The following is a 25,869-nucleotide window of genomic DNA, read 5'->3' on the forward strand; positions in this document are numbered from 1 at the left end:
AAGGCGGACAGCGAAGACGACCTGCAGGCCCTGCTCGCCAAGGACCCCTATGTCACGCAGGGTGTTGTCGTCGACCAGAGCATCTACCAGTGGAATCCCGTCATCGGACCCCTCGTGGGAATCTGACGACGAAGCGGCATGCCTAGCTTCTGTTGGTCACAGCATGCAGCATTTTTGCAGTTGACCAGACGATGGGACGCACAGTGTGTGCATTCGACGAAGGCGCGGATCGTATGTGGGGCCAGGAATTGCGTCACGTGACATCCTGAGGCGCCCGTCGACACATGGTGGAGTGAACGCGCAGACGGAGATGCAGCCGGCCGATCGAGTGCTCGCCTGATCGGGTCCAACCAGATCCACGGGTTCGAGAGACAATCAGCGCAGGGTACGGCTGTCGATTCACACAACCGACGTGTCAACGGAAACCGGTGTGACACGGCAATCTTGGAACAGATCTCTCTATCCTTGACGTGGACGCTACGCCGGAAGTCAGCCACGGCTGTTCCCGCGCCCTCACACTCGGTTTCCATGCCACCACCGCCCTTCAGAATGTCGCGCCCAGCGATCGCCGGGTCCTCGAAGCCTTCGGGATACCTGGGCGGGAGATCCGGGAGGCTCTGGCCAACGGAAACTGGACGTGTTCAGTAGATGTGCGCGGATGGTGCACGGCGAAGCCTTGGCCACCGAGTACATGGTCGAGACTCGGGTAGGAACTGTGCTTCACGCTCCGAAGCCAGTGAACGAGCATCCAGAAATGATGGGGTGGCAAAGTCACGCAGTAGTGAACAGTACTGTTACATATATTGATTGAGCAGGTATCTTCCGTCGACAGTCATGCGGTCCAGAAACAGCGAACTACCTGTTGACGGTTCGTCTCATGAGCATCCACCGAAAGCCACGTGTCGGCCGATGGTGCGTATGCGGCATGGGCGAGGCGGCGTGCCTCCGCCACTGGGCACGGGCAGATCCCACCTGCTGCCTGCGCTCGGGCTGCCGGGACCCTGCTTCGGTGATCAAAGGCGATGATCGAAGCAGGGTTCTCCGTCCTCGATAGAACGCCCCCTTCGCCGGCGAGCTGTTTGCAGCATGTCGACGTAGCGACGGATCGCCGCAGTGCGCGCTGTGGTGTTCGTAACGGCCCATCCACGACCTGAATCGCTGACGCCGGTCAGAGTCGTTCTACCGATACCCATCGAGGTGTACGTTGCTGTCGTCGGCTCTGTATCGATGTGGTTACCCGGATCCGGCTTCATATCTCCAGTATGAGAACGCATTCGCGCCGATTCCACGCAGATCGAACACAGAGTGATCCGAGCTTGCCGGCCTGTTGTCGGAGGTGGCGGTGAGTCAGTAACGACAGGAGGTCGTCCACACGATCATATGACAGTGGTCGTAGTGAAGGAGCAGATGCACAATGACCTTGTCCGGTCCGCACCTCGGGGTAATGCCTTCGGTTTGTCGTTCTCAACCTGAGGCCGGTTCCGACACCGCACCTGTCCATACGGCGGCGTCCCAGCGAAATAGGACGGACGCTGCCGATCCGCGCACAAGTGTGCCGAACATCAATCCAGCAGCAGCTGAGTCGGATTCGGATATTCGGCGAGAGTCGGAGTTCGATGCTGCAGGGTTTGTCGAGTTCGCCGAACGTCACCTCGAGTGGCTCGACCGGGTCGACAGTGCCGAAACCGCAGCATGGCGCGAGGTGAGGTCCCGGGGTGGTCGGATATACACGTGTGTGCCTATGAACCCCGATGCCGAAGGCATCGAGCCGATCTGTCTCGACCTTTTCAGCGGGGAATTATTGACATCACCGGCGCGCGAACACATTCAGGTTGCCACTTCTTCGCCGGCGATCAGGAAAACCTACGATCGCTGTGTCGCCACGATCGAGGCCGAACTTCCAGCCTATGACGTGCCCGATGCACTCGGGTTCGCCACGATACTGAACACCTATTTCGGGTACGCCTGTCAGACCGACTTGGTTTCCCTCCTCGCGCGTATCCCGCCTGCAGTGTGCCCGAATCCCGCGTAAGCACCGGGGTCGACTCGGCCGAGATCAGCCCTTGGACGCGATACTTCTGCGGCAGTCCTACTCACACTGCCGGGCCGCCCTTGTAGCCGACGTTCGCAGTCGCAACTACCGAAGTCGACTTGCCTTCGTGAAACTCCTCGAGCGTGGTCACGTTGCACGCCATGTACAGGGTGCGGAGATCGTCACCGCCGAATGCACAGGTGACCGACCAGGCCCCATCGATCGCAACCTTGTCGGTGATCTCTCCTCCCTCGACAACTCGGTAGAAGCCACTGTCCGACTCGAGGGTCAACGCGTTGCCGAACCACACACCGCCGTCGGCGTCGAGTGCGATGCCATCCGGGTGAACGGAATCGTCGAGCTGGGCCCAGATTCGCTCGTTGGCCAGGCTTCCGTCTTCCTGGATGTCGAACGCCGTGATGCAGTGCCGCCATGTCTGGGCGGTGAGAAGAACTCTGTCCGGGGTGATCGCCATGCCGTTCGGGAACAGAACTTCACCACCGACGGGGTTGATGGAGCCGTCTGCGGACACATGGACCAAGCGTGTTGTCTTCGGGTCCTCCTCCCCGAGAGCGAAACCGAAGTTTCCGACGTACGCATCACCTTTGCCTGTGACGATCATGTCGTTGCCGATGCCACCGGCGTACTGGCTGAAGTCGGCGTGCACCGACTGCGTACCGTCGGGTTCGATCCGCACGACGGTTCGATCCATCTGTGACACGACGAGGACCGAACCGTCATCCAGGAAGCCCAGTCCCGATGGCGAGCCTTCGACCTCGGCGACGTCGGTGTACGAACCGTCGGCGTTGAACGTCTTCACCGTCTTGCTGAAGAAGTCACTGGCCCAGAGCTTGCCATTGTGCCAGCGAAGACCTTCGAGGAACTGGTGACCGGTCGAGAAAACGGCCGAGTGGTGCTCTCTCATGGTGTTCTCCATCCCGCCGCGAGGGACTCGCGTCGATGGTCGTTGTTCGAGGAATGATGGGTGCTTGTGTCCGGTGTGTCGGGTCCACTCAACGGTGGACTGTGCCTTTGGCGCGGTCCGCCGCGAGCTCCCGCAATTTGAACTTCTGGATCTTCCCGCTTGCCGTCCGCGGCAACTCGTCGACGACGATCAGACTTTCCGGAAGCTTCTGCCGTGCGATGTTGCGTTCGATCAACCATCCGGTGAGATCCTCGAGCTCGATCTCGACTTCGGGCTCCGGGACGACAATCGCGCAGACTCGTTCTCCGAGCACGGGATCCGGCGATCCGACGACCGCGACGTCGGCAATCATCGGATGGGCGAACAAGTGGTCCTCTACCTCTTTGGCACTGAGATTTTCGCCGCCGCGGATGATGATGTCCTTCTTGCGGCCGACGATCTCGAGGTAGCCCTCGATGTCGAGACGGCCTAGATCACCGCTGCGGAACCAACCGTCCGCGGTGAACGCACTGTCGTTGAGTCGGTTGTCCAGATATCCGAGGAACATCTCCGGACCGCGCAGCAGAATCTCGCCGGGAACCGCTGGGGCCACGTCCTGCATGTCATCATCGACGATCCGGATCTCCGCAGATTTGATCGCCCGGCCATCTGTTGTCGCTCGTGTGGTCAGGGGATCGCTTCGCGTGCCCGCCGATGCCGTCGGAAACTCCGTCGACCCGTAGACACGCGCAACCAGTGCATCAAGGGCGTCGGTGGCCTCGATGACCAGGTCAGGGGGAACGTCGGCGCCACCACAAAGGAAGTTCCTCATCGAGGAGAGGTCATGTGACGAGCGGGACGGATCGTGGACGATCCCATGCAGGAACGGAGTCGCAGCGACCGTCGTGGTGCAGCGGTGCTCCTCGATGAGACGCATGCCCGCCTGCGGGCTCCAGACGTCGAGCAGCGCCACGCCGCTGCGCAGCATCGGTGGTAGCTGGATCCCGTACAGGATTCCGGTGATGTGTCCGACCGGCGACGGCATGAAGATCACATCGGATTTGCTCAGTTCGAGAAGGTCGGCGATGCTGCGGTTCTCGTAGTTGAGAGTGTTATGGCTGTGCATCGCGCCCTTGGGGTCGGATGTGGTTCCCGAGGTGTACAGCAGTAGCACCACATCGTCCGGTGAGCGGTCGACACGGTTCGGCTTTTCCGCGCCTCCGACGAAATCGTCGTACCGGATGCCGCCGGCTGGGCTCCCCTCCCCGACTACTACGACAGTCGGTGGTTCGTCCAGGTCACGAGCGATCTCGCAGGCCATCGCCGCGTAGTCGAAGTGCCGGAAGACCGACGGGACAAAGACGATTTTCGAAGCCGACTGTCGCAAGATGAACGCAGTCTCGGTATGCCGGTAGATCGGAATGATCGGGTTGCTCACAGCACCGATACGTATGGCAGCCAGATGGACCACGCACGCTTCGATCCAGTTCGGTAACTGCCACGAGACGACATCGCCAGGCGCAATGCCATGCGCTTGCAAGGCGCTTGCCAACGCGTTCACTGCTGCGTCGAACTCGGCGAAGGTCAACGATCGGGTCGGCTCGGCGAGTGCCATCCGGTCCGGTACCGCGGCGGCTGCGGTCGCCAGATAGTCGTCGATGAAGGCGCCGTCCCAATCCCCGGACGCCACGTAGTCGCGAGTGGGAGCGACATTTCCACCTCGTGGGATCATCAGACCGCCTTCGCCGTGCTTGCGTGTTCTGTGGTCTGCGCCAATGCTGCCGCACCGACCATCTCTTCCAATGCCCGGGTATCGCCGTACCAGGGCCGTAGGGCGAGCGCTCGTTTGTAGAACCAGTGCAGATCGACCTCGGCGGTGAATCCGATTCCACCGTGCACCTGGATCGCGTCCTGGCAGACCTCGACGGCCACCTTGGAAGCGTGCGCCTTCAGCACAGCTGCGTCGACCGCTGTCGGCGCCTCGCTGTTCACCGTGTCCGCGAGTACGGAATCGCAGAGATTCCGAACCGAGGCGGCATGTACATGCATATCGGCGATGATGTGCTTGATCGCCTGGTAAGACCCGATCGGCCGACCGAATTGCTCACGCTCCTTCGCATAATCGATCGTGGTGCGTACGCAATGGGCGGCGATTCCACTCAACTCACATGCGACGAGCGTTCTGACCCACGAACGGATCTCTTCGATCAGCCTCGGCGCTGCAGACGGATCAGCGAGCGGCGTGCCTGCGACGTCGTCCAGACCAACCGAGGCGAAAGACGAGAGCGGATCTGCGTTGGCATCGGTCTGGATCATCTCGAGGCCTCCCGCATGGGGATCGACGAGCCATAACTGCTGATCATCCGAAACGACGACCAGCTGCGTCGCATCACCACCGAACCGAACGAGGTGACAGCGTCCGAAGAGTCTGCCGTTGCGGACGGTGATCGATCCGCCGTCCCAGTCTCCGGTGGCGTGCGGATCGACGAGGGCCAACTGTCCGTCACCGCTCATCGCTGCCTTGAACGCTGCGCGGGCGGTCTCCGGTGCATCGGCGGCCAGAACAGCAGGAAGTAGCGAGTTCTCCAGCAATGGCCCCGGTACCAGGTACCTGCCGTACAGGGTGAACAACGGTCCGAGCGACGCCATCGGAAGCCCCAGCCCGCCGAACACCTCGGGTACAGAGGTAGCGAACACTCCCATCTCGCCGAGAACACCACCGAGCTCGGTGACCCTCCTCTCCGAGAGCACTGCGCGTCGGGTGGCGGAATCGTAACTGCGAGCGAGGAAGTCTTCCAGGCTGTTGGCCAGTTCTGCAGTAGTGGTGTCGTCAGCCACGAGGGAGTCCTAGCAGTCGTTCCGAGATGATATTTCGCTGAATCTGAGAGGTGCCGCCATAGATGGAGGTCGCCCGCGAATAGAGGTGGTCATGTGCCCACCGATCTGATGCCAGCCCCAACGGCCGACTTTCCTCGACGGCCCGGTATGGACCGAGAAGCTCGGCGATCTCCCCGAAAATTATCTGCTCGACCTCGTTGAGCAGAAGCTTGTCGACGGAATCCTCCGGAGTCGGGACCTCTCCCGCAGCGAGTCGCGCGACCGTTTTCTGCGTTTGCGCGCCCAGGACTTTCAATGCAACGTGTGCCTTGCCGATCGCTATGCGTACACGGCGTCCGAGCCCGGTCTCCGGCGCGGGAAGCCCATGATCTCGAAGCGCAGCGACGGCGTCTTCGAACGCAACCTCGTAATCGACTCGCCGGCGCAACGTGTAGGCAGCGCGCTCGATACCAAGAGTGTGCGTCGCAACAGCCCAACCGCCGTTGAGCTCTCCGACAAGATTCCGCCGCGGAACGCGCACTTCGTCGAAGAAGACCTCACAGAATTCGCGGTCGCCCGTCATCTGCTCCAGTGGCTTCGGCGTGATTCCCGGCGTGGACATATCCACGAGCAGGTAGCTGATTCCGGCGTGCTTGTGTGCCGCAGGGTCGGTACGAACGAGCAGCGCACACCATTGCGCCTTGTGCGCCCAGCTGGTCCATACCTTCTGGCCGGAGATGACGAACTCGTCACCGTCGAGCACGGCCCGGGTGCGCAGCGAGGCAAGGTCCGACCCGGCCCCGGGTTCGGAGAAGCCCTGGCACCAGATGTGCTCACCGGAGAGCAGCTTCGGTAGGAGCTCTTCTCTCTGCCACTGCTGGCCGAACTCGTCGATCGACGGTCCGACTACGTCGAGGCCGATCAGACCGATAGGCATCGGCGCCCGGGCATAAGCCAACTCTTCAGCGAACGCCAGTTGGTGCAGATGGGACAGCCCTTGGCCACCGGCCTCCTTGCTCCAGCTGATGCCCAGCCCTCCGGCTTCGAACAGCACTCGCTGCCAGTCGCGCAGAACATCGAATCGCTCGTCGAGATCGAGGGGAACGGCGGGAATGTCCGCGTCGGCCAACCACGCGCGGACACCGGACCGATATTCGGCCAGATCCGTCGTCATCGTAGGTCACCTACCCGTGTAGTGGGGAGTACGACGTTCGAGGAAGGCGTTGACTGCTTCCTTGGAGTCCTCGTAACCGGACAGTTCACCGGTGAGCGACTGCTCGTACTCGTAACCGGACTTGAGGTCCATGTACTCGATGGTGTTCATACTCATCTTCGCGAAGCGCAGCGCGGCCGGGCTGTGTCGGGCAAGTGAATCGGCGAGTGCCTGGGCGCGAGTCATCAGCTCGTCGTTCGGCACGACCTCGACGATCCCACCGAACTTGTAAATGTCTGCGGCCGGCACCATGTCACCGCTCAGATGCATCAAGCGAACCATGCCTTGTGGGACGAGACGGGACAGATGCTTGGCACCACCCATAACCCCCACGTTTACTTCCGGCAACGAGAATCGTGCATTCTCCGCAGCCACGACCAGGTCACACGAGGCCGCAATACACAAGCCCGTACCGACCGCCGCACCCTGCACCGCTGCGACCGTCGGCTTCGCACTGTCCCGGATCGAGAAGAAGGCCTCGCGTACCTGCTTCATGCGTGCGGGCGAGTTCTCCGGCGACAGGGTCTTGAATTCTTCCAGGTCGTTGCCACCGCAGAAATGCTTGCCGCGGCCTGCGACGACGACGACACGCGCGTCGGGAAGGTACTTGTCGACATTGTCGAAGAACTGCTTCAGTTCGACGTACATGTCCTGGCTGACTGCGTTGGCCGGCGGGCGGTTGAGCCAGACCGTCGCAGTCGCTCCGGACTCCTCGAACTCGATAAACTCGAACGTTTCCATGCTGGTCCATCCTGTTCTGAACACCGTGAGCAAGCCTGCAGCGTCCGACATTAAGTCTATGAATGCTAATCTCTAGTCGGATGCTTGTCTCGTGAGATGAGAGCACATTAGGGACCTTATCCGCGTTTTGTCAACGGCTACTAATTTTTCACCCCGCGCGGAGCACAGATGCAGTCTGCGTAGCCGCGCATCTCGCTCCGGATCGGAATGCCCGCTCGTGCACCACCTTTCGTCCACAAGTCGCAATACGCACTACGAAGCCGCAGTGCGGCACAGTAGGCAGCGCGGCAATACATGCAGCCCCCGGTCGGGTCGGCCGCTCCTTGCTCGACCGACCCGCTTCACCACCACAACTTCCCCACACAGCGTCATCCACGTCACAGCACGATGTCAAGGGATACTAACTTCAGGCCCCTCTCCCAGTACCACGCGATGGATCCACATACATCGACGCAGACATCCCGAGCGGCCGGTAAAGCCGCAGCGGCGCCCAACAATCGTCGAGGACTTCTCCCTAGCAACGATGATTCGCGAAGAAACTCCCCCCACCGGTGACAACAAGTCATCAAATGCTAAGAAGATCTCCTAAACCGACTCGAACCCCTCTCCTCGATCCCGAGAAGTAGACCGCTCACCGCTCACGCAACGGCACACGGTCAGCATCGAGGAGAGGCGTGTCCTGAGATCGACGCTGGCGGTCTTTACGCGGCAGCCTGGACGATCCGGTTCTCCGCACGCCCACGAGACCGTCGTCCTCGACCCGTCGAGATTTCGGGCGCCTCGTCGTGAACCAAGAATCACTTGTCGGACGCTGCGAACCGATCAGCTTCCATGCGCTCCGAACGATATTGGGAGGCTATGTAGGTCTCGATGAGGCTGGTCGGTGGGAGACCAACCCTTGACGCATCCGCGATACGCGGCGGGTGCGAAGAAGTTCGGGGCCGGTCGACGCATTCCACCCGGCACCATTACGGGTCTACTCGGCACACCATATGCGGGTCACGCTTTAGCGCGGGGTCTCGGCCATCCCGGTGGACACCGGTCGCCACTTCGAGATCCCCGAGCCGCCTATGAGCTCAATTAAGTTAGCGATGATTACCAACAGCGAACGCTGCACCGTCCATACTTCGAGTCCGAGGCGGGCGACTCCCCGCCCACCGTGACAAACGACCGTGCAGAACACCTACATTCACTACAGTCGCATGGACGCGTCGGGAAGGCGCGGGTACCAGATCATCGCGAACACGAATTAGTGATTCTTGACATATTTTGACGACGGGGGCACCATCGTCCCATTCGGAGAGTGCGCGTTAGCGCTCGATGACATTCGTGAACTCGAGACATCGAAGGGTGCCCGCTGCGGCGTCCGACATCGACTTTGTCCAGACCTGCGATCGATCAGATGAATCGAACAGCCCGAGGCTTCAGATCCAAGGTGCGAAAGGAATACACAATGGTCTCCCTACTCGAGGACACTCGTCCCGTAACCGAGGAGCTCGACGTGCTGGTAGTCGGCGGCGGGTTCGCCGGCGTCTACGCGCTCGAACGCCTGCGCGCGTTGGGGTTCACGGTGAAGCTGTACGAAGCAGGCTCCGAGGCCGGCGGTGTCTGGCACTGGAATCAGTACCCCGGCGCCCGGGTCGATACCGAGGCCACGGCGTACCAGTTTTCCGACGAGCGCATCTGGAAGGAGTGGGACTGGTCGGAGATGTTCCCCGGTCAGGAGGAACTGCAGGAGTACTTCCGCTTCGTGGTCGACAAGCTCGAACTCGGTCCGGAGATCCACTACAGCACTCGCGTGGTCGCAGCCCGATTCGACACCAGTCGCGATCAGTGGGTTGTCGAGTCCCGCAACGAGAATACCGGTGAGACCTTTCTGACCCGGGCACGGTTCTTCCTTCCGATGCTCGGTACGGGTTCCAAGAAGCTCATCCCGAACATCGCGGGGCGCGACACCTTCGAGGGCGACATCTTCCACACCGCCGAGTGGCCCACGGGCTACGATATGCGCGGCAAGCGCGTCGCGGTGATCGGCACCGGCGCCAGCGGTGTACAGGTCATCCAATCGATCGCCCCTCAGGTGGAGTCGATGACGGTCTTCCAACGCACGCCGTCGATGACGCTACCGATGTATTCGGCCAAGCTCGATCATGCCGCGAACGAGGAGCTACGCAAGAGCTACCCGAAGTTCTTCGAGTTCCGCAACCAGACGTTCGGTGGTCTCGCCTACGACCTGGTCTACAAACCGACAGCCGAGATGACCGACGAGGAGTTCACCGAAGGACTCGAGAAGCTGTACGCCGAAGGAGGCCTACAGATCTGGCTGGGCGGTTACGCCGATCTGTTCTTCGACGTCGAGGTCAGTAACCGAATCTACCGTTTCTGGCGCGACAAGACCCGCGGCCGGATCAAGGATCCCGTCCTCGCCGAGAAGTTGGTTCCGACCGAGCCTCCGTATCCCTTCGGCTCCAAGCGATGCCCGCTGGAATACACCTACTACGAAGCCTTCAACCAAGACAACGTCGAACTCGTGGACGTCAACGACAATCGCATCGATCACATCTACGAGAACGGCATCGTCACCGCTGATGGTGTCGAGCGCGAATTCGACGTCATCGTCCTGGCGACCGGATTCGACTCGTTCACCGGTGGCCTCTGCGACATCGACATCGTAGGCACGAACGGTGAGACCTTCGGCGAGACCTACGCGAACGGTGTTCACACCCTCCTCGGTCGTGCCACCTCGGGTTTTCCGAACATCCTCTTCGTCTACGGACCGCAGAGCCCGTCGGCCTTCTGCAACGGACCGACCTGTGCAGAGCTCGAAGGAGACTGGGTGATCGACTGCCTGGTCAGTATGCGTGAGCGGGGCCTGACCCGGATCGAAGCGACGCCGGAGGGCGAGAAGGAGTGGCAGCAGCACTTCGAGGAAGTCACCGCCGCCACGATCTTCCCGCTCGCGGACTCCTGGTACATGAATGCCAATGTGCCCGGTAAGAAGCGTGAACTGCTGGCCTACCCCGGTGGTCTGGCCCAGTACCTGAAGAAGAACCAGGAGTCGGCAGAAAACGATTACGCCGGTTTCGTCCGCACCTGAACACAGTGATGTGACGGCACGGGTGNCCCCAGCACCCGTGCCGTCACTGTTGAAGTAGATGGATGCGCCGCTCCACTGTGTGAGCTCGACGTTCGAGCCCGAGGTCACCGAATACTCGCTCACGGCGATGAACACTGCGCTCGAGCAGTTTTCGGAACCTCGGCAGGTCCTTCGATCCGAACGACACGGTCGGGACCTGGCCGGCATCCGCCCGACGTCGACTACGCCCTCAGGTCCGAACGCACCAATATGGACGACGTCGACGCCGATCTGTCACGTACGGCCCACCAGGCGGTCGTCTCCAACTCCGGTGCTCCGACCGGTCGAGAGCGGGAGAAGGGTCCGGTTCGAAAACCGACCTACAGATCGGAAGGCAGAGGCGTGCCTGACCCACGCGTCCCAGCACGCCGGTCGACATCAGTCTGCAAACAGGGCATGCACTACCCGATCGAGCTCGGATTCGAAGTCCGGGGAGCGGAGGAAATGGGGAATCCGAACCAAGTCGTGCACCACGGTGACCGCGATGCTCACGAGCGACTGCGCGGCCGCCGGGTCGACATCCGGCCGGACCGTGGAGTACCACCGGCGCAGCTCGGAGACAAAATCGTCATTGGTCCGCTCGAAGCGCTCACGATCCTCGTCTGGAAGGTAATGCCCTTCGGTCAGTGCCACGGCGAGGAGATCCACGGCCTCGATTCCGAGACGCACGTACCCGGAAATCAACGCGGACAACACTTCGGCCGGATCAATGGAGGTGCGCAGCGCTCGAACGACCTCCAATGCTCGCCACTCGGCGAATCGCTCCATCAATGCGACGAGGATGCTCGACTTGGTCTTGAAATACCGGTAGATCGCCGGACCGGCGAACCCGACATCCGCTCCGATATCGTCGATGCTGACGCCGGCATATCCACTGCGACGAAAGGCTGCCGCCGCGGCCGCAAGCAACTGCTCGCGCCGCGCCATCGGCACGTTCTCGACAGTCGGCGTCTGCCGGCGACGCACAGGCTCGACTGTCGGCGCAGCGATGATCCGTTCGCATGCCGTTGCCATCACGGTAGCGAGACGAGACCGCGAAAGCGCGCTGTCGTAGAACGCCGGGCTGGTCAAGACGCTGACAACCGCCCAACTGCGAACATCGGTTGCGAACGCGCCGAGGCCGGGGTGGCACGGACGGATCAGTCGACCGGCAACGTTGTCCGAGATCCACACTGCCCTGCTTCGTACGGTTCGGAAATCATCCTCGTCGAGATGGCGTGCTTCACGCTGCCACAGCACCGACAGCCGGCGACTTTCGATACCGACACGCGCCAGGTAGTCGAGATACCGGGCCAGCTCCTCATCCGACTCGACCTCTGAGATCGAATCCAGAGCGTCGATCCAACGCTGTTGATCCTCATCGATGATGCGGGCGAGGAGTTCCTGCTTGTTCTTGTAGTGCCGATACACCGCACGCGCGGTGACTCCACTCGCCTCGGCGATATGGTCTACGCGAACGGCGTGAAAGCCCCTGAGTGCGAACAGCTCACGTGCATTGTTCGCAATCTGCACATTGCGGTCCTTCGGCCGACGTGACGTCGGTGCGACTCGGGCTTCAGCCCCCATGGGTCTCTCCGTTCATGACGGGCTCAGCTCCGGACCTCGCCTCCGGTAGACACGTCGCGTCGCTGTTGAGCATGTCGGTCCAACTACGCCCCAGCCACGGCGCTCCCCCGTCGGGTCGTGCGAGACTGCTACGTCGCTCCGGTTGAACGAGCACAGACCTCCTCCAATCTTCCGGAGACACTTCGCAGCCACACACCGACCACGACAAGTTGTTACCTCAGGTTACCTAATTTGCGCCTGCGACCCGACATGAACCACCCGCAAGCACAGATCATGCAGGTTTTTTATCTCAGATGAGAGGTCAAACCACCATCTGGTGATGATCACTGACAGTTATGGACCATTGACTTACTATCCTATCGGTCGATAGGATCGGCCGAATGGACGTCCGAAGACCGAAGGCTGAAAAGTGAAGAGCTGCTCGGTATTCCCACACCGTCCTGGTCTGTCCGTTCCCGAGACAGACAAGATGCCGGAGGCGTCCTTCCACCGCCACAGCCATCCGAGCGGCACGCGAATCAGCGTGAATCACCGCCCTGACGCGGCGCCCTCAGATCCGGATTCTCGCTGACGATGTCGAGAAGAACCTCGATGACGGCCTGCACCCGTGCCAGGCGAGCCAGTTCTCGCGGAACAACCAACCAATAGGTTCTCTCGGCCACGAACTTGTCCGGGAGTACGGGCACGAGATCGGGATCGGCATTACCGATGTAGGTCGGGAGCGGCGCGATACCCACCCCGTACCTGACAGCCTGATAGTGGCCGGTGATGTTGTTCGTCTGGACATGCGCGCGATCTTTGGGCAGGAGACGCTCGAGTCGACGTAGCGGCTCGACGTCCAAGATGGCGTTCACGTACCACACCAACGTGTGGTCCTCGAGGTCGTCGAGGGCCTCGATGGCACTGTGCGAGTCGAGGTAGGGACGTGATGCATAAAGACGCAGGTCGTAGTTGGCCAGCTTGCTGACGGACACCGATCGTGGTGACGGCCGTTCGAGAGTGACTGCGAGGTCGAAGTCGCGACCGGTCACCAGATCGTGTGTGGTCGACGTACGCAGCTCGGTGAACAGGTCAGGGTGTCTGTCGCGCACCATGCCCAGTCCCGGAACCAACACATAGGCGCCGAAGCCGTCCGGGGTGAGAATCCGGACAGTGCCGTGAAGACTGCCGGATCCAGCGGACGATGTCGCGTCGAGTGCAGCCAACAGAGTCGATTCGACCGCTTCTGCGTACGGCACCAGACGCCGGCCGGCCTCGGTCAGTTGCCATCCCGACGATCCCCGGTCGAACAGTCGCGCTCCCATGTCTTTTTCGAGTCTGGTGATCCTGCGCGACACCGTGGTCTGATCGACGTCCAGACGTTTGGCCGCGTCCGCGATCCGCCCGGTCCGTGACAACTCCAGCAGAAAACGCATGTTATCGGCGGTGAACATCCCACTCCCTCGCTGCTGCAAAATTGCAGTTCTCACTGCGAAGATACTCGTTGACCGCGGCACATATGCACCGACAGACTCGAGAAAACCACAGAGTCACAGGAGCACATAACCATGACCGTCATCCCACACTGGTTGGACAACAAGCCCTTCACCGGCACCAACGGCACATCGGCCCCGGTCACCAACCCCGCCACCGGCGCAGTGACTGCAAAAGTTGCACTTGCGAGCACAGACGACGCCCGCACGGTGATCGAGGCAGCCGCGGCGGCGTTCCCCGCATGGCGAGATACCTCGATCGCCAAGCGCACACAGATTCTGTTCGCATTCCGTGAACTGCTCAACGCCCGCAAGCAGGAATTGGCTGCGATCATCACCTCCGAGCACGGCAAGGTGCTCTCCGACGCGCTCGGTGAGGTCTCCCGCGGCCAGGAGGTCGTCGAATTTGCCTGCGGCATCGCCCACCTTCTCAAGGGTGGGATGACCGAGAACGCGTCGACCAAGGTCGACATGGCGTCGATCCGCCAGCCCATCGGGCCGGTCGGCATCATCTCCCCGTTCAACTTTCCCGCCATGGTTCCGATGTGGTTCTTCCCCATCGCGATTGCCGCCGGGAACACCGTGGTCCTCAAGCCGTCGGAAAAGGTTCCCACGGCAGCGCTGTGGATCGCCGAACTGTGGTCCGAGGCGGGCCTACCCGCCGGCGTGTTCAACGTCCTGCAGGGTGACAAGACAGCCGTCGACGAACTACTCACCAATCCGGCAATCAAGGCCATCTCCTTCGTCGGCTCGACCCCCATCGCGAAGTACGTCTACGAAACCGCAACCGCCCACAGCAAGCGCGTCCAGGCACTCGGCGGCGCGAAGAACCACGCCGTTGTTCTGCCGGACGCCGACCTCGATCTGGCCGCCGACGCGATGGTGAACGCGGGCTTCGGCTCCGCCGGTGAGCGCTGCATGGCGATCTCCGCACTGGTCGCGGTCGGGGACATCGCCGATGAGCTGGTTGCAAAGATCAAGGATCGCACCCTGAGCCTGAAAACCGGCGACGGCACAAAGGACTCGGATATGGGTCCATTGGTGAGCAAAGCACATCGTGACAAAGTGTCTTCCTATATCGACGCCGGCGAAGCTGCCGGCGCCACCGTCGTAGTCGACGGCCGGGCCGTGCAGGCCGATGGCGGAAGCGACGGATTCTGGCTCGGACCGACCCTTCTGGATCACGTCACCACCGATATGAGCGTCTACACCGACGAGATCTTCGGCCCCGTCCTGTCCGTCGTACGGGTCGGGACCTATGACGAAGCCCTCGAATTGATCAACTCGAACCCCTACGGCAACGGCACCGCCATCTTCACCAACGACGGCGGCGCAGCCCGCCGCTTCCAGAACGAAGTCGAGGTCGGCATGGTCGGCGTCAACGTCCCCATCCCCGTCCCCACCGCGTACTACAGCTTCGGCGGCTGGAAGAACTCCCTCTTCGGTGACACACACGCCCACGGCACCGAAGGTGTGCACTTCTTCACCCGCGGCAAGGTCGTCACCACCCGCTGGCTCGACCCCAACCACGGCGGCATCAACCTCGGCTTCCCTCAGAACGACTAAGGACGGCACCATGAGTATCCAGATCGCCTTCCCACGGTTCCTGCGAATCGGCGGGGGCACCATCGACGACATCGGGGACGTGATCCGTCAACTCGGATTGCAGCGCCCGGTAGTGGTGACCGACAAGTTCCTCACCTCGACAGGCGCGTCCGAACGGATCTTGACCCTCCTGCGCGAAGCACGCATCACACCAGCCCTGTTCGACGACACCGTTCCCGACCCCACCACCGACTCCCTCGAAACAGGGCTCGCCCTGCTCGCCGATCACAACGCCGACTCGGTGATCGGCTTCGGTGGCGGCAGCCCGATGGATACTGCGAAGGCGCTGGCCGTCCTCGGGGTCCGCGGGGGCCGCATGCGGGACTACAAGGTCCCGCACGTCTACACCGGACCAGCGCTTCCCGTCGTCGCGATCCCGACCACCGCCGGCAGCGGCTCGGAGGCTACGCAGTTCACCATCATCAGCGACAGCGTCACGGACGAGAAGATGCTCTGTCCAGGCCTGTCCTTCCTACCCATCGCAGCAATCGTGGACTTCGAACTGACAATGTCCATGCCCCCTCGCCTGACTGCCGATACCGGAGTCGATGCACTTACCCATGCGATCGAGGCGTATGTGAGCCGAAAAGCCAACCCTGTCTCCGACGGCCTCGCACTCGCAGCCATGCGCACCATCGGCCAGAATCTGCGCGCCGCGTATGAAGACGGCGAGAACAAGCAGGCACGAGAAGCCATGATGCTCGCCGCTACCCAGGCCGGCATGGCGTTCTCGAACGCGAGCGTGGCCCTCGTTCACGGAATGAGCCGACCCATCGGCGCGCACTTCCATGTCGCGCACGGGCTGTCCAACGCCATGCTGCTCCCGGCGATCACCGCATTCTCCGTCAAAGGCGCCGAGTCACGATACGCAGACTGCGCCAGGGCCCTCGGTGTGGCCACCGAAGCCACCGGTGACGGTATCGCCGCGCAGTCCCTCGTCGACTCCCTGGCCGAACTATGTCATGACCTGGCTGTTCCCACTCCCCGCGACCACGGTATCGACCGAGCTCGCTGGAACGATCTGATCCCACTGATGGCGCAACAGGCGCTCGATTCGGGTTCGCCGGGCAACAACCCGGTTGTGCCCACTGTCGACGAAATCGCCGAACTGTACGTCGAGGTCTACGACTAGCGTGGATGCGATCCGCGCCCCGCGCTGTCCGACGAGTCAGGGTGAGAGCTCGAGCGGCAGGACCCTTTCGGTCCTGCCGCTCAGCCGCCCCCATCGCCGGGGAGCTCGCTCCGCAACGATGTCACCGTCGTCATGAACTCATGCACTCAGTCAGGAAGTGAACGTCCGGATACAGCATCGAGATAGGCAGAAGCTGTACCCGTGATCCGCGTACCCTCGACGATCATCGGCCAGGTCCCGTCCATACCGGCGTCGACGGCGGCACGGCTGAGCTGACGCTCCCAGAACGCAGCGGACCCGAATTCCGAACGCCACTGCAACGCAGGCAGGGTGAGCCGGTGGAGGGTGTGCTCATGGGTGGTGCCGATTGCGCCGTGCACTTGGTGAGTGTTGCGCACCGCCACGGCCAGCGCTGGTGAGACCACACTGCGGGCCACCGCGACACGAAAGGCCGAGAAGTCGCCGGCAAGGTCGTCGGTAACAGCGTCTGCGAGAGCGGTGTCGACGGCGGCACGGGCAAGGACGGACTCGGCTGCAGTGTCGACCACGAGATTCTGCACGGACTGGAACCGCGCCAGAGGGCGCCCGAACTGAGCGCGGTCGGTGGTGTGTGCAACCGCCGAAGCCAGCATGCCCTCCATAGCGCCGACGCACTGGATCGCACGGATGAGAGCGCCGCGCAGGACGTAATCCTCGACGGCACGGGTGTCCACCGGTGTCCAGGTGACGTCACCGTCGACCCGGACCGACCCGAGGGGCACCTCGGAGATCCCCTCGACCGCCTCGACGGTCAGCCGATCGGTGGGCACGTCCGCGATCTCGTAGCCCGCATCGACCCGACGCACGCAGACAACGGACCCGGTGGCGCCAGCCCACGGCACACGTCGCGCGAGGCCGTCCGCCCTCAGGACGGCGACGGTCGCTGTGTCCGACGACGAGTCGTCGAGGCCGGCCGCGCGCCGCAAGGGACCTGCCAACAGATCGGTCTCGGCGAAGGGCACGGCCACGCCGCCAGCGGCGGTCGTGCGTAACAGAGCAGCGGCCTCGACCCAACCCGCGCCGCTGCCCCCGGCCTCCTCGGGTGCGGTCAGCCTGGCCAGTCCGACCGCACCCAAGGTGGCCCACACAGCGGCCGGATCCGGCTCGATGTCCGGCCCCGAGTGCCCGGCGACAAGATCGTCCATGAGGTCCTGGAGATCCCGGTCTACGGCAAGATCGATTGTGATCGCGGTCGTGGTCATCAGCGCATCCCCAGCCCCCGCGCGATCACGCCGCGCAGGATTTCGTTGGTACCGCCGCGGAGCGTGAACCCCGGACGCTGGTGTAGTCCGGCCCTGCACAGAGCCTCGATTTCCGCTTGCCCGTCCATGGTCTCGTCACCCAGCCGATAAGAGACGTACTCGACGAGGTCGCCTTCCATGCTGGTACCGAGGAGCTTGACCAGGGCGGCGGCGGTGTCGGCCTTCTCGCCCCGCTGAAGGGCTCCGGCAATGTTCTGGCTCAGTGCGTGCAGTCCGACCATCCGGGCCACAGAACGTCCCAGGTCGGTGCGCTCGGGCAGCAGTCCCTTTCGGACCGCGCCGATCTCGGCAGCCAGGAGCCGGAAGGTCGAAAGGAAACGCTCGGGTCCACTGCGTTCGAAGGAAAGCTCCGAGTTGACCTGTTCCCATCCGTTGCCCAACGTGCCGAAAACCATGGCGTCGGGAACGAATACCTCGTCCAGAACGACCTCGTTGAAGTGGTGGTCGCCGGAGAGGGAAATGATCGGCCGGATCGTCACGCCTCGGGAACGGAGGTCGACGATGAACTGGCTCAGGCCCGCGTGGCGGTGTGCCGTGTCGAGTGGTTCCGTGCGGGCCAGCACGATGAACGCCTCAGCGTGGTGGGCGCCCGAGGTCCACACTTTGGTGCCGGTGACGGTCCAACCGCCCTCCACGCGGGTGCCGCGGGTCCGGACACTGGCCAGGTCCGATCCTGAGTCGGGCTCACTCATTCCTATGCCGAAGAAGCACTCACCCGCAGCAATTCGGGGAAGGTACTTGTGCTTCTGCTCTTCGGTGCCGTATCTCAGCAGCGATGGTGCAATCTGGCGGTCTGCCACCCACTGCGCTGCAACCGGAGCGCCTACCGCGAGCAGTTCCTCAGTGACAACGAAACGCTCGAGATGGGTCCGGCCGTGCCCGCCGTACTCGGTCGGGATGGTCATTCCTACCCATCCGTGCTCGGCGAGGCGGCGGGTGAAGTCCTCGTCCCACCGGGTGAGCCAGGTGTCGATGCCCGGTGTCAGTGTCCCTGCCGCGGTCTCCTTCTCGAGAAAGGTGCGTACCTCGGCGCGTAGAGCATCCATTTCATCAGTGGTCACCGTCGTCGGCGGCGCGACGGAGGGGTTCATAGTGCCTCCATAGGAAGTTCCGGCTGGGGCGAGGCCCGACATGCTCGGGTGAACTTCGCCGCCGCCGAGTAAGCGGCGGCCGGTCGGATCGGGGGGGCGAACGCCGGCCCCATCTCGGATGGACACTATCCAGTTCTCGACATCTACGCAATAGCGCATTATCTTACGTAATTATGTATCAAATTGAAGGGTTCTCCCTGTTGATAGGCTCACGAAATGGCTGACACTCCTGGGTCCCCCGGAGCCGTGCCGGTCGAGAAGGTTCCCAGCCGTCCCCGGCACCGCATGGTCGATCGGGTGGCGTCGATCCTCGAACTCGTAGCCCGGTCCGAAAACGGCCTCACCCTCACCGCTATCGCACGGGCACTCGCCGCGCCCGTCAGTTCGGTCCAGGGCCTGATCAATGGTCTCGTCGCCGTCGGCTACCTCGACGAGCGAGATCGGATCTACACCCTCGGCACCGCGCCCTATCTTCTCAACGTCATCGCCGGCAGACCTCCGGTCACCTCGATCAGCCATGATCAACTCGAGCGGGTCCACGCTGAGACCGGGTTGACCATCACACTGTCCACATCTGTCGGCGACGACCTGTTCTACGTCGATCACGTCTCTTCCGACCCGCATTACGCATACCTGGCAGAAAACCGGGTGCGCCGATCTCTCCTGCGTACCTCTGCAGGATGGCTCTTGCTGGCCGATCGCGATCAACGTGACATCTGGGCGTACCTCAACTCTCGACCATCCTCCGATGCCGACTTCGTAGAGCGCTTCCTGCACTCACTCGATGAGCTCGAGAACACCGGCGTATGCGTGGCACCCGGTGTGGCCGTTGAACATGCAGACGGGGTGTCGGTCGCCCTCCGAGAACGCGGCCGGACCATCGCCACCCTCGGCGTGGTCGGGATACGGGAGACCATCGTCGAACGGCAGGACGAACTCGTCGAGATCTGCCTGCGGTACGCCACCAAGTGGGGCTTTCGCTAGCCTGCAACACGGACACTGGTTCCTCGATGAGTCGCTCGACCCGGCTCGACGACCGTGTCGACCGACGCCACACCACCGCCATCCCCACCTGCCACAAGACGGACAAGGGTCGGCGTGGTCACTCGCGATAAGCGGCCGCTTCCGTGAGCAACACGCCATGGCCAGGCGGCCGTCCCTCGGGCGAGCGTGACCCCCTCACATCGCGAGCGGACCCGCCTGCTCGATCTCTCCACCTGACCTAACAGATGATCGATTCCCGGTGCGCCGCTCGGTCGCCGGATCCATCGGAGGGCGCGCTTCCACGCGGCGCGACTTCCGGATCGAACGCCGCAGACCGTAACGGTCGGCAGGGTCCGGCAGACGCCGTCGATCACAGCGGAGGAACGTGCGCCCGAACATGTCTCGCACCCTGTAGCCACCATCCACATCGTTGACCTGCTTCTGATCTCCGGCCGGCCGCAGGGAGCGTCGCGCAAGTACTCCACAACAGCGAGTTCGCTTCGCCCACGTCGTCGCCGTAGCACCCGTCCGCGACATCGGGCGGAACCGAGGGTCCCGCACTCGTCGATGTGCCGTCGACACCAAGCGACTCGGCCTGCACGCGCCCGAGTGTCAAACTCCCCCGCTGACAACGAACACCCCTTGTCCTGACATGGTCCCCCCTCGCCTTCAGAAGACGCGCAAGCCTCGCCGCAGAGCGCCTATCTACTTATTTACGTATTTTTATTTCTAGTTGCGGATTTTTTGGTGGGTCGCTATTGTCGATTTATTCCATCTCCGTGACCCATGCCACACCCCATACGCAACGAGGTCGCAACTCCGACAGGCCGTTTGACTTTCGGAAAGCAAAGCCAGACACAACGCCCCGGAACTCTGCCCGCACGTCAGCCTCGGAAAGGTCTAGGCCCATGACATCAACCCATCTCCCTGAGCACGCCACGACGGAAACGCACGATTACGACGTCATCGTGGTCGGCGGCGGTTTCGGCGGGATCTATCAGCTGCGCCACCTTCGGGACAAAGGGTTCTCCGTAATTCTGCTCGAAGCCAGTGGAGGTTTCGGTGGGGCCTGGAGCCTCAACCGCTACCCAGGCGCACGCGTCGACAGCCACGCACCCGTCTACCAGTTCACCGATGAATACCTTTGGAAGGACTGGAACTTCTCACAGATGTTCCCGGACCACGAGGAGATGCGCAGTTACTTCAACTACGTCGACTCCAAACTGGACCTGAGCAAGGACACGCGCTTCAACACCAAGGTCGTCAGCGCGACGTTCGACGAGGACGAGCGGATGTGGACCCTCGTCTCACAGAACGACGAGAGCTTCCGCGCACGCTTCGTCGTGTTCGCAACGGGATCGACTACCGAACCCTACATCCCGAACATCCCTGAAATGGACGCCTATCGAGGTGAACTCGTCCACACCGCGCGGTGGCGAGACGACATCGACATGACCGGCAAACGAGTTGCCATCATCGGCACCGGCGCCAGCGCAGTCCAAGTAGTACAGGAAGCCGGCCCTGTCGTCGAGAAACTTACCGTCTTCCAACGTACGCCGAACCTCTCGTTGCCCATGCACCAGGAATACCTCGACGACGAGAGGCAGGCAGCCCTGAAGGAGACCATGCCGGATGTGGCGGTCAAGTGTCGCGAAACATTCGCTGCGATCGATTACGAGTTCGATCCCCGAAACGGCGTCGACACATCCGAGGAAGAGCGTCTCGCACTGTTCGAACGCCTGTGGAACCAGGGCGGATTCGCTTTCTGGCTCGGGAACTTCTCCGATTATCTCTTCAGCGAAGAAACCAACTCGATGGTCTACGAGTTCTGGAAGAGCAAGATCAAGCCGCAGATCCTCGACCCCGTCAAGGCCGATCTGCTGGTGCCTGACGTAGCTCCGCATCCGTTCGGAGCCAAGCGGCCGGCCCTGCACCAGAACTACTACGAGGTGATGAACCAGGAGAACGTCGAACTCGTCTCCATCCAGGAGTCACCGATCACCGGGTTCACGGCAACCGGAATTCGCACATCCGATGGTATCGAGCACGGAGAATTCGACATCATCGTACTTGCAACCGGATTCAATAATAATACCGGTGCGCTCACTTCGATGGAGGTCCGCAACTCCGCTGGCGTTACCCTCGGCGAGAAGTGGCGCCAGGGCGTCGACGCATACCTCGGCGCATTCACCGCCGGCTTTCCCAACGCCATGTTCGTGTACGGTCCGCAGAGCCCCGCCGCCTTTGCGAACGGGTCCACGAACGCGGAGCTTCAAGGTGAGGTCATGGTCGAGTTCCTCGAATTTCTTCGTTCGGAGGGCCTTACCCGGTTCGAATCGACTCCCGAAGCCGACCAGACCTGGACCGATCACATCAACGGTACCGATGACATGGCGCTGTTCAAGCATGCAAAGTCCTGGTACAACGGCAGCAACATCCCCGGCAAGAAGCCCCAGATGCTTCAGTATCTGAACGGTCTGCCCATGTACCTGGATTTCTGGCACAAGGAAAAGGCGGCAGGATACACCGACGGACTGCGGGTATCGTGAGGTTTCAATCGGATTCAACCTCGGAAGAAGTGAATAATGCCTGTCATCAACAGCATTGAACGTGAACGTTTCTTCATCGACGGCCAATGGCGCAAAGCGAACACCTCCGATCTGGCACCGGTGTTCGAGGCAGCAACCGAGCGCCCTCTGGGTGTTGCTGCGATGGGTGGACCCGAGGAGATCGATGCGGCTGTGCACGCCGCACGGGCCGCACTCCAGAAAGGACCGTGGGGGCGCAGCACCCCCCACGAGCGAGCTGCAGTGATGCGGCGCTTCGCCGACAGCCTCGAGCGTCGAGGAAGATCGACTGCAGAGCTCGTAAGCCGGCAGACCGGAATGATTTCCTCCTTGTCGGTGAGCACAAGCGCAACAGCTCCGGTAGCGATCCTGCGGTCGATGGCAGATCTCATCGAGACACGTACATTCGAGACACGCCGTCCCAGCAGCATGGGCTCTACCATCGTTCGAGAAGAACCCGTAGGAGTTGTCGGCGCGATCACTGCCTGGAACTATCCGCAGCTCTTGGCCATGGCTAAGATCGGGCCGGCACTGGCTGCAGGATGCACTGTAGTTCTCAAGCCGGCGCCGGAGACGTCACTCGATGCATATGTACTTGCAGAGGCAGCCGAGGAGGCCGGTCTACCACCTGGCGTCCTCAACATCGTTGCCGGTGGCGTTCATGCAGGCAAAGCTCTTGTAGCCCACCCCGATGTCGACAAGATCGCCTTCACCGGTTCTACTGCAGCAGGTCAAGCGATCGGTGAGGTCGCCGGCCGCAGTTTCAAGAGAGTCTCCCTGGAGCTCGGAGGAAAGTCCGCAGCCATTGTGCTCCCCGATGCCGACCTCGACGTCTTTGCCAGAAGCCTCAAAGACGCCGTGCTCAAGAACGGGGGACAGACATGCACCACCAATTCCCGCATCTTGGTTCCCCACGGTAGGTCCAGCGAGATCATCGACGTTCTGGCGTCCTACGTAGACGGCTTGGTCATGGGAGACCCACTCGACGAGTCGGTAACCATGGGCCCCATGGTAAGCGAGCAGCATCGGGAGCGGGTGAGGAGTTACATCCGCCTGGGTCAGTCCGAGGGATTCCGAACGATCCGTGGCGGAACCGACTCCCCTGAGCAATGTCCCCTCGGCTGGTTCGTGTCTCCCACCATCTTCGAGGGTGTCGATAATCGCAGTCGGCTGGCACAGGAAGAGATTTTCGGACCTGTCATCTCCGTCATCCCTTATGAGACCGAAGAGGACGCCATCAACATGGCGAACGACACACCATTCGGTTTGGGAGGAGTCGTCTTCACGGAAGACACCGAACACGGCTTGGACATCGCGTCACGTATTCGATCCGGAACCGTGGGAGTGAACTACTACTCCCTCGATACCGGCTCCCCGTTCGGCGGTGTGAAGAACAGCGGAGTCGGCCGCGAATTCGGGCCCGAGTCCCTGGACTTCTATCTCGAGTACAAGTCGATATACGTCTAGGATTCGCAACGCCCGCAGACCCTTCATATCGCCCCCGACAGTGCGTCCAGCCTGAGACTTCCTCCGATGGAAGGACCGAGTAGCTACACGGGGCATGCCCGTAGCGTTCAGCCTCGCTGACTATGGGCAACTACCGGCGGTCGATGCAGGTCAGCGATGGCTGAAGATACCCCGTTCATGCTTTGTCCTTCCCTCCGGAGGCCAGCGACTTCCAACCGCACAGAATGAGCAATCATGTCTGAATCCTCATCTGCCATCCTCCCGGCCGAGACTCGAGAATCCACATCCGAGACTCTACGTCCACGGACCGGCGCACTCACCGACATCCGGGTCGTCGATCTTTCGCGGGTGCTGGCCGGCCCGCTGTGTGCGCAAGTGCTCGCCGATCACGGTGCCGACGTGATCAAGGTGGAGCCACCGACTGGTGACGACACACGCAGCTGGGGACCACCTTTCGTCAAGGACGACCACAGTGCCTACTTCGATGGCTTGAACCGCAACAAGCGGAACATCAGTGTGGATCTGCGTACCGAGGCCGGCCAACAACTGCTGCGCACCATGCTCGCCGAAGCCGACGTCGTCATCGAAAACTTCAAGGCAGGCACACTTGCGAAGTGGGGACTTGCCGACGACGTACTCGCCGCTCAATTCCCACAACTCGTGCACTGTCGAATTACCGGGTACGGAGTCGACGGGCCGCTCGGTGGTGCTCCCGGCTACGACGCAATTCTCCAAGCCTTGTCGGGGCTGATGAGCATCAACGGTGAGCCCCACGGTGATGCCATGCGGATCGGGATCCCTCTAGTCGACATCATCACGGGTCTCAACGCTGTGAACGGCATCCTCATGGCACTCCACGTGCGGCAAAAGACCGGACGCGGGCAACTCGTGGATCTGGCACTACTCGACAACGCTGTGTCGATCCTGCACCCACACGCCGGCAAGTGGTTTGCCACCGGCGTCGCGCCGGAGCGGACGGGCGTGGCACACCCGACGATCTGTCCCTATGAAACGTTCACCTGCGCCGATGGCCCCTTCTTCATCGGTGCCGGCAACGACCGGCAGTTCCGCGCTCTGGTCGCGGCGCTCGACGCTTCAGACCTGGCTGACGACCCGAGATTCGTCACCAACTCCGACCGGATGGCAAACGCAGCTCAACTGCGCGACATCCTCGGCGGCCTCGTCAAGACCTGGCAGCGCGAAGCTTTGGCGGCCCAGTTACGTCGGGCCGGGGTGCCGTCGGGGTCGGTCAACAATGTCGGAGAGGCCCTTTCGCTACCGCAGGTCCGTCACCGCGAGATGGTGGTCGAGTGTGACGGCTACCGAGGTCTCGGCGTACCCGTCAAACTCGCTGGGTCCCCCGGTGCTGTTCGGTTCGGGCCGCGCGACCGTGGCGCCGATACCGATTCTGTACTGACAGAACTCGGTCTTCTCGAAGACGATATCGAGCAACTGCGCGCTATCGGGGCACTGTCCGAGTAGCGGCCACCTACACGGCGGGCCTCGGCCACCTCTACCAGCAGAGCTCGTTCCACACACAGCTGCCGGCAAGGTCACCGACCGTATGCAAGCCAAATCGTCGTCCGGCCGTTCAACGCCGATCGCGTTCTCTCCGTTTTGTATTCGTCGTCGTTCACCAACAGGTGTTGCAAAATAGGACACTGGTGACCTCATCCCTGCTTCTAGCGTTCTAAGGTGCGCATTCTCCTGAATATCCGCACCGTTTCACATCCCGCATCCCACTCAAGGAGTGACCATGGCCCTGTTCGCTGTTATCTGGTCGTACACCACTGACGCATCCGTCAAAGAGGCCGCCCATGCCGACCACCTGGTCTTCGTCA

Annotated in this window: 17 protein-coding genes; 8 read left to right on the forward strand and 9 right to left on the reverse strand. The window is 62.0% G+C overall.

Annotation, left to right across the window (positions count from 1 at the left end):
* Positions 1-1,414 precede the first annotated feature (1,414 nt).
* Complete coding sequence (locus tag ACLBYD_RS27485) at positions 1,415-2,032, forward strand: hypothetical protein (protein WP_447818920.1); 618 nt, start codon at positions 1,415-1,417, stop codon at positions 2,030-2,032.
* 61 nt (positions 2,033-2,093) lie between these two features.
* On the opposite strand, the gene ACLBYD_RS27490 is transcribed toward ACLBYD_RS27485, so the two are convergent.
* From ACLBYD_RS27490 to ACLBYD_RS27510, 5 genes are all read right to left on the reverse strand, one after another.
* The gene (locus ACLBYD_RS27490; RefSeq protein ID WP_447818921.1) at positions 2,094-2,957 is read right to left on the reverse strand and encodes an SMP-30/gluconolactonase/LRE family protein; all 864 of its coding nucleotides are present in this window, start codon (positions 2,955-2,957) and stop codon (positions 2,094-2,096) included.
* 88 nt (positions 2,958-3,045) lie between these two features.
* A complete protein-coding gene (locus ACLBYD_RS27495) occupies positions 3,046-4,668 on the reverse strand; it encodes an AMP-binding protein (protein ID WP_447818922.1) in 1,623 nt (540 codons plus the stop codon).
* Positions 4,668-5,774, reverse strand: coding sequence for an acyl-CoA dehydrogenase family protein (locus tag ACLBYD_RS27500; RefSeq protein ID WP_447818923.1), 1,107 nt, complete (start codon positions 5,772-5,774; stop codon positions 4,668-4,670). The genes ACLBYD_RS27495 and ACLBYD_RS27500 overlap by 1 nt, the downstream gene beginning before the upstream one ends.
* On the reverse strand, positions 5,767-6,927 hold the full coding sequence (locus tag ACLBYD_RS27505; protein ID WP_447818924.1) for an acyl-CoA dehydrogenase family protein: 1,161 nt from the start codon (positions 6,925-6,927) through the stop codon (positions 5,767-5,769). The genes ACLBYD_RS27500 and ACLBYD_RS27505 overlap by 8 nt, the downstream gene beginning before the upstream one ends.
* Before the next feature lie 6 nt (positions 6,928-6,933).
* Positions 6,934-7,707 (reverse strand): enoyl-CoA hydratase-related protein, encoded by a 774-nt coding sequence (locus ACLBYD_RS27510; protein WP_447818925.1) that lies wholly within the window; start codon positions 7,705-7,707, stop codon positions 6,934-6,936.
* A 1,453-nt stretch (positions 7,708-9,160) separates the two neighbouring features.
* Here ACLBYD_RS27510 and ACLBYD_RS27515 point away from each other — a divergent pair.
* Positions 9,161-10,804 carry a flavin-containing monooxygenase gene (locus tag ACLBYD_RS27515; RefSeq protein WP_145709333.1) on the forward strand — a complete coding sequence of 548 codons (1,644 nt, stop codon included), beginning with the start codon at positions 9,161-9,163 and terminating at the stop codon, positions 10,802-10,804.
* A gap of 417 nt (positions 10,805-11,221) precedes the next feature.
* Here the strand turns inward: ACLBYD_RS27515 and ACLBYD_RS27520 are convergent, their stop codons facing one another.
* A complete protein-coding gene (locus ACLBYD_RS27520; protein ID WP_447818926.1) occupies positions 11,222-12,409 on the reverse strand; it encodes a TetR/AcrR family transcriptional regulator in 1,188 nt (395 codons plus the stop codon).
* A 518-nt stretch (positions 12,410-12,927) separates the two neighbouring features.
* Complete coding sequence (locus tag ACLBYD_RS27525) at positions 12,928-13,842, reverse strand: LysR family transcriptional regulator (protein ID WP_447818927.1); 915 nt, start codon at positions 13,840-13,842, stop codon at positions 12,928-12,930.
* A gap of 114 nt (positions 13,843-13,956) precedes the next feature.
* Between ACLBYD_RS27525 and ACLBYD_RS27530 the strand changes: the two genes are divergently transcribed.
* Together ACLBYD_RS27530 and ACLBYD_RS27535 are read left to right on the forward strand one after the other, a co-directional pair.
* Complete coding sequence (locus tag ACLBYD_RS27530) at positions 13,957-15,447, forward strand: CoA-acylating methylmalonate-semialdehyde dehydrogenase (RefSeq protein WP_447818928.1); 1,491 nt, start codon at positions 13,957-13,959, stop codon at positions 15,445-15,447.
* A 10-nt stretch (positions 15,448-15,457) separates the two neighbouring features.
* On the forward strand, positions 15,458-16,618 hold the full coding sequence (locus tag ACLBYD_RS27535; RefSeq protein ID WP_447818929.1) for an iron-containing alcohol dehydrogenase: 1,161 nt from the start codon (positions 15,458-15,460) through the stop codon (positions 16,616-16,618).
* Positions 16,619-16,764: 146 nt separating this feature from the next.
* Here ACLBYD_RS27535 and ACLBYD_RS27540 read toward each other — a convergent pair whose 3' ends face one another.
* Complete coding sequence (locus ACLBYD_RS27540) at positions 16,765-17,859, reverse strand: acyl-CoA dehydrogenase family protein (protein ID WP_447818930.1); 1,095 nt, start codon at positions 17,857-17,859, stop codon at positions 16,765-16,767.
* Positions 17,859-19,010: an acyl-CoA dehydrogenase family protein gene (locus ACLBYD_RS27545; protein ID WP_447818931.1), complete on the reverse strand. Its 1,152-nt coding sequence runs from the start codon at positions 19,008-19,010 to the stop codon at positions 17,859-17,861. Before ACLBYD_RS27545 ends, ACLBYD_RS27540 begins: the two co-directional genes overlap by 1 nt.
* Positions 19,011-19,295: 285 nt before the next feature.
* Here ACLBYD_RS27545 and ACLBYD_RS27550 point away from each other — a divergent pair, with 285 nt between their 5' ends.
* The 4 genes from ACLBYD_RS27550 to ACLBYD_RS27565 all read left to right on the forward strand — a co-directional run bounded on the left by ACLBYD_RS27550 (position 19,296) and on the right by ACLBYD_RS27565 (position 25,510).
* Positions 19,296-19,994: an IclR family transcriptional regulator gene (locus ACLBYD_RS27550; RefSeq protein ID WP_447818935.1), complete on the forward strand. Its 699-nt coding sequence runs from the start codon at positions 19,296-19,298 to the stop codon at positions 19,992-19,994.
* A gap of 779 nt (positions 19,995-20,773) precedes the next feature.
* On the forward strand, positions 20,774-22,543 hold the full coding sequence (locus tag ACLBYD_RS27555) for a flavin-containing monooxygenase (protein ID WP_447818932.1): 1,770 nt from the start codon (positions 20,774-20,776) through the stop codon (positions 22,541-22,543).
* Between the two features lie 36 nt (positions 22,544-22,579).
* On the forward strand, positions 22,580-24,028 hold the full coding sequence (locus tag ACLBYD_RS27560; RefSeq protein WP_447818933.1) for an aldehyde dehydrogenase: 1,449 nt from the start codon (positions 22,580-22,582) through the stop codon (positions 24,026-24,028).
* Between the two features lie 234 nt (positions 24,029-24,262).
* On the forward strand, positions 24,263-25,510 hold the full coding sequence (locus tag ACLBYD_RS27565) for a CaiB/BaiF CoA transferase family protein (RefSeq protein WP_447818934.1): 1,248 nt from the start codon (positions 24,263-24,265) through the stop codon (positions 25,508-25,510).
* The last annotated feature ends 359 nt before the right edge of the window (positions 25,511-25,869 follow it).

The organism is Rhodococcus sp. C26F, from assembly GCF_053345925.1.

What these genes read in the sequence shown, in the direction of transcription:
- ACLBYD_RS27545 (WP_447818931.1), bottom strand. Translation starts at nt 19,010, where the DNA reads ATGAACCCCTCCGTCGCGCCGCCGACGACGGTGACCACTGATGAAATG.
- ACLBYD_RS27530 (WP_447818928.1), top strand. Translation starts at nt 13,957, where the DNA reads ATGACCGTCATCCCACACTGGTTGGACAACAAGCCCTTCACCGGCACC.
- ACLBYD_RS27540 (WP_447818930.1), bottom strand. Translation starts at nt 17,859, where the DNA reads ATGACCACGACCGCGATCACAATCGATCTTGCCGTAGACCGGGATCTC.
- ACLBYD_RS27495 (WP_447818922.1), bottom strand. Translation starts at nt 4,668, where the DNA reads ATGATCCCACGAGGTGGAAATGTCGCTCCCACTCGCGACTACGTGGCG.
- ACLBYD_RS27520 (WP_447818926.1), bottom strand. Translation starts at nt 12,409, where the DNA reads ATGGGGGCTGAAGCCCGAGTCGCACCGACGTCACGTCGGCCGAAGGAC.
- ACLBYD_RS27485 (WP_447818920.1), top strand. Translation starts at nt 1,415, where the DNA reads ATGACCTTGTCCGGTCCGCACCTCGGGGTAATGCCTTCGGTTTGTCGT.
- ACLBYD_RS27550 (WP_447818935.1), top strand. Translation starts at nt 19,296, where the DNA reads ATGGTCGATCGGGTGGCGTCGATCCTCGAACTCGTAGCCCGGTCCGAA.
- ACLBYD_RS27565 (WP_447818934.1), top strand. Translation starts at nt 24,263, where the DNA reads ATGTCTGAATCCTCATCTGCCATCCTCCCGGCCGAGACTCGAGAATCC.
- ACLBYD_RS27505 (WP_447818924.1), bottom strand. Translation starts at nt 6,927, where the DNA reads ATGACGACGGATCTGGCCGAATATCGGTCCGGTGTCCGCGCGTGGTTG.
- ACLBYD_RS27510 (WP_447818925.1), bottom strand. Translation starts at nt 7,707, where the DNA reads ATGGAAACGTTCGAGTTTATCGAGTTCGAGGAGTCCGGAGCGACTGCG.
- ACLBYD_RS27535 (WP_447818929.1), top strand. Translation starts at nt 15,458, where the DNA reads ATGAGTATCCAGATCGCCTTCCCACGGTTCCTGCGAATCGGCGGGGGC.
- ACLBYD_RS27560 (WP_447818933.1), top strand. Translation starts at nt 22,580, where the DNA reads ATGCCTGTCATCAACAGCATTGAACGTGAACGTTTCTTCATCGACGGC.
- ACLBYD_RS27515 (WP_145709333.1), top strand. Translation starts at nt 9,161, where the DNA reads ATGGTCTCCCTACTCGAGGACACTCGTCCCGTAACCGAGGAGCTCGAC.
- ACLBYD_RS27490 (WP_447818921.1), bottom strand. Translation starts at nt 2,957, where the DNA reads ATGAGAGAGCACCACTCGGCCGTTTTCTCGACCGGTCACCAGTTCCTC.
- ACLBYD_RS27525 (WP_447818927.1), bottom strand. Translation starts at nt 13,842, where the DNA reads ATGTTCACCGCCGATAACATGCGTTTTCTGCTGGAGTTGTCACGGACC.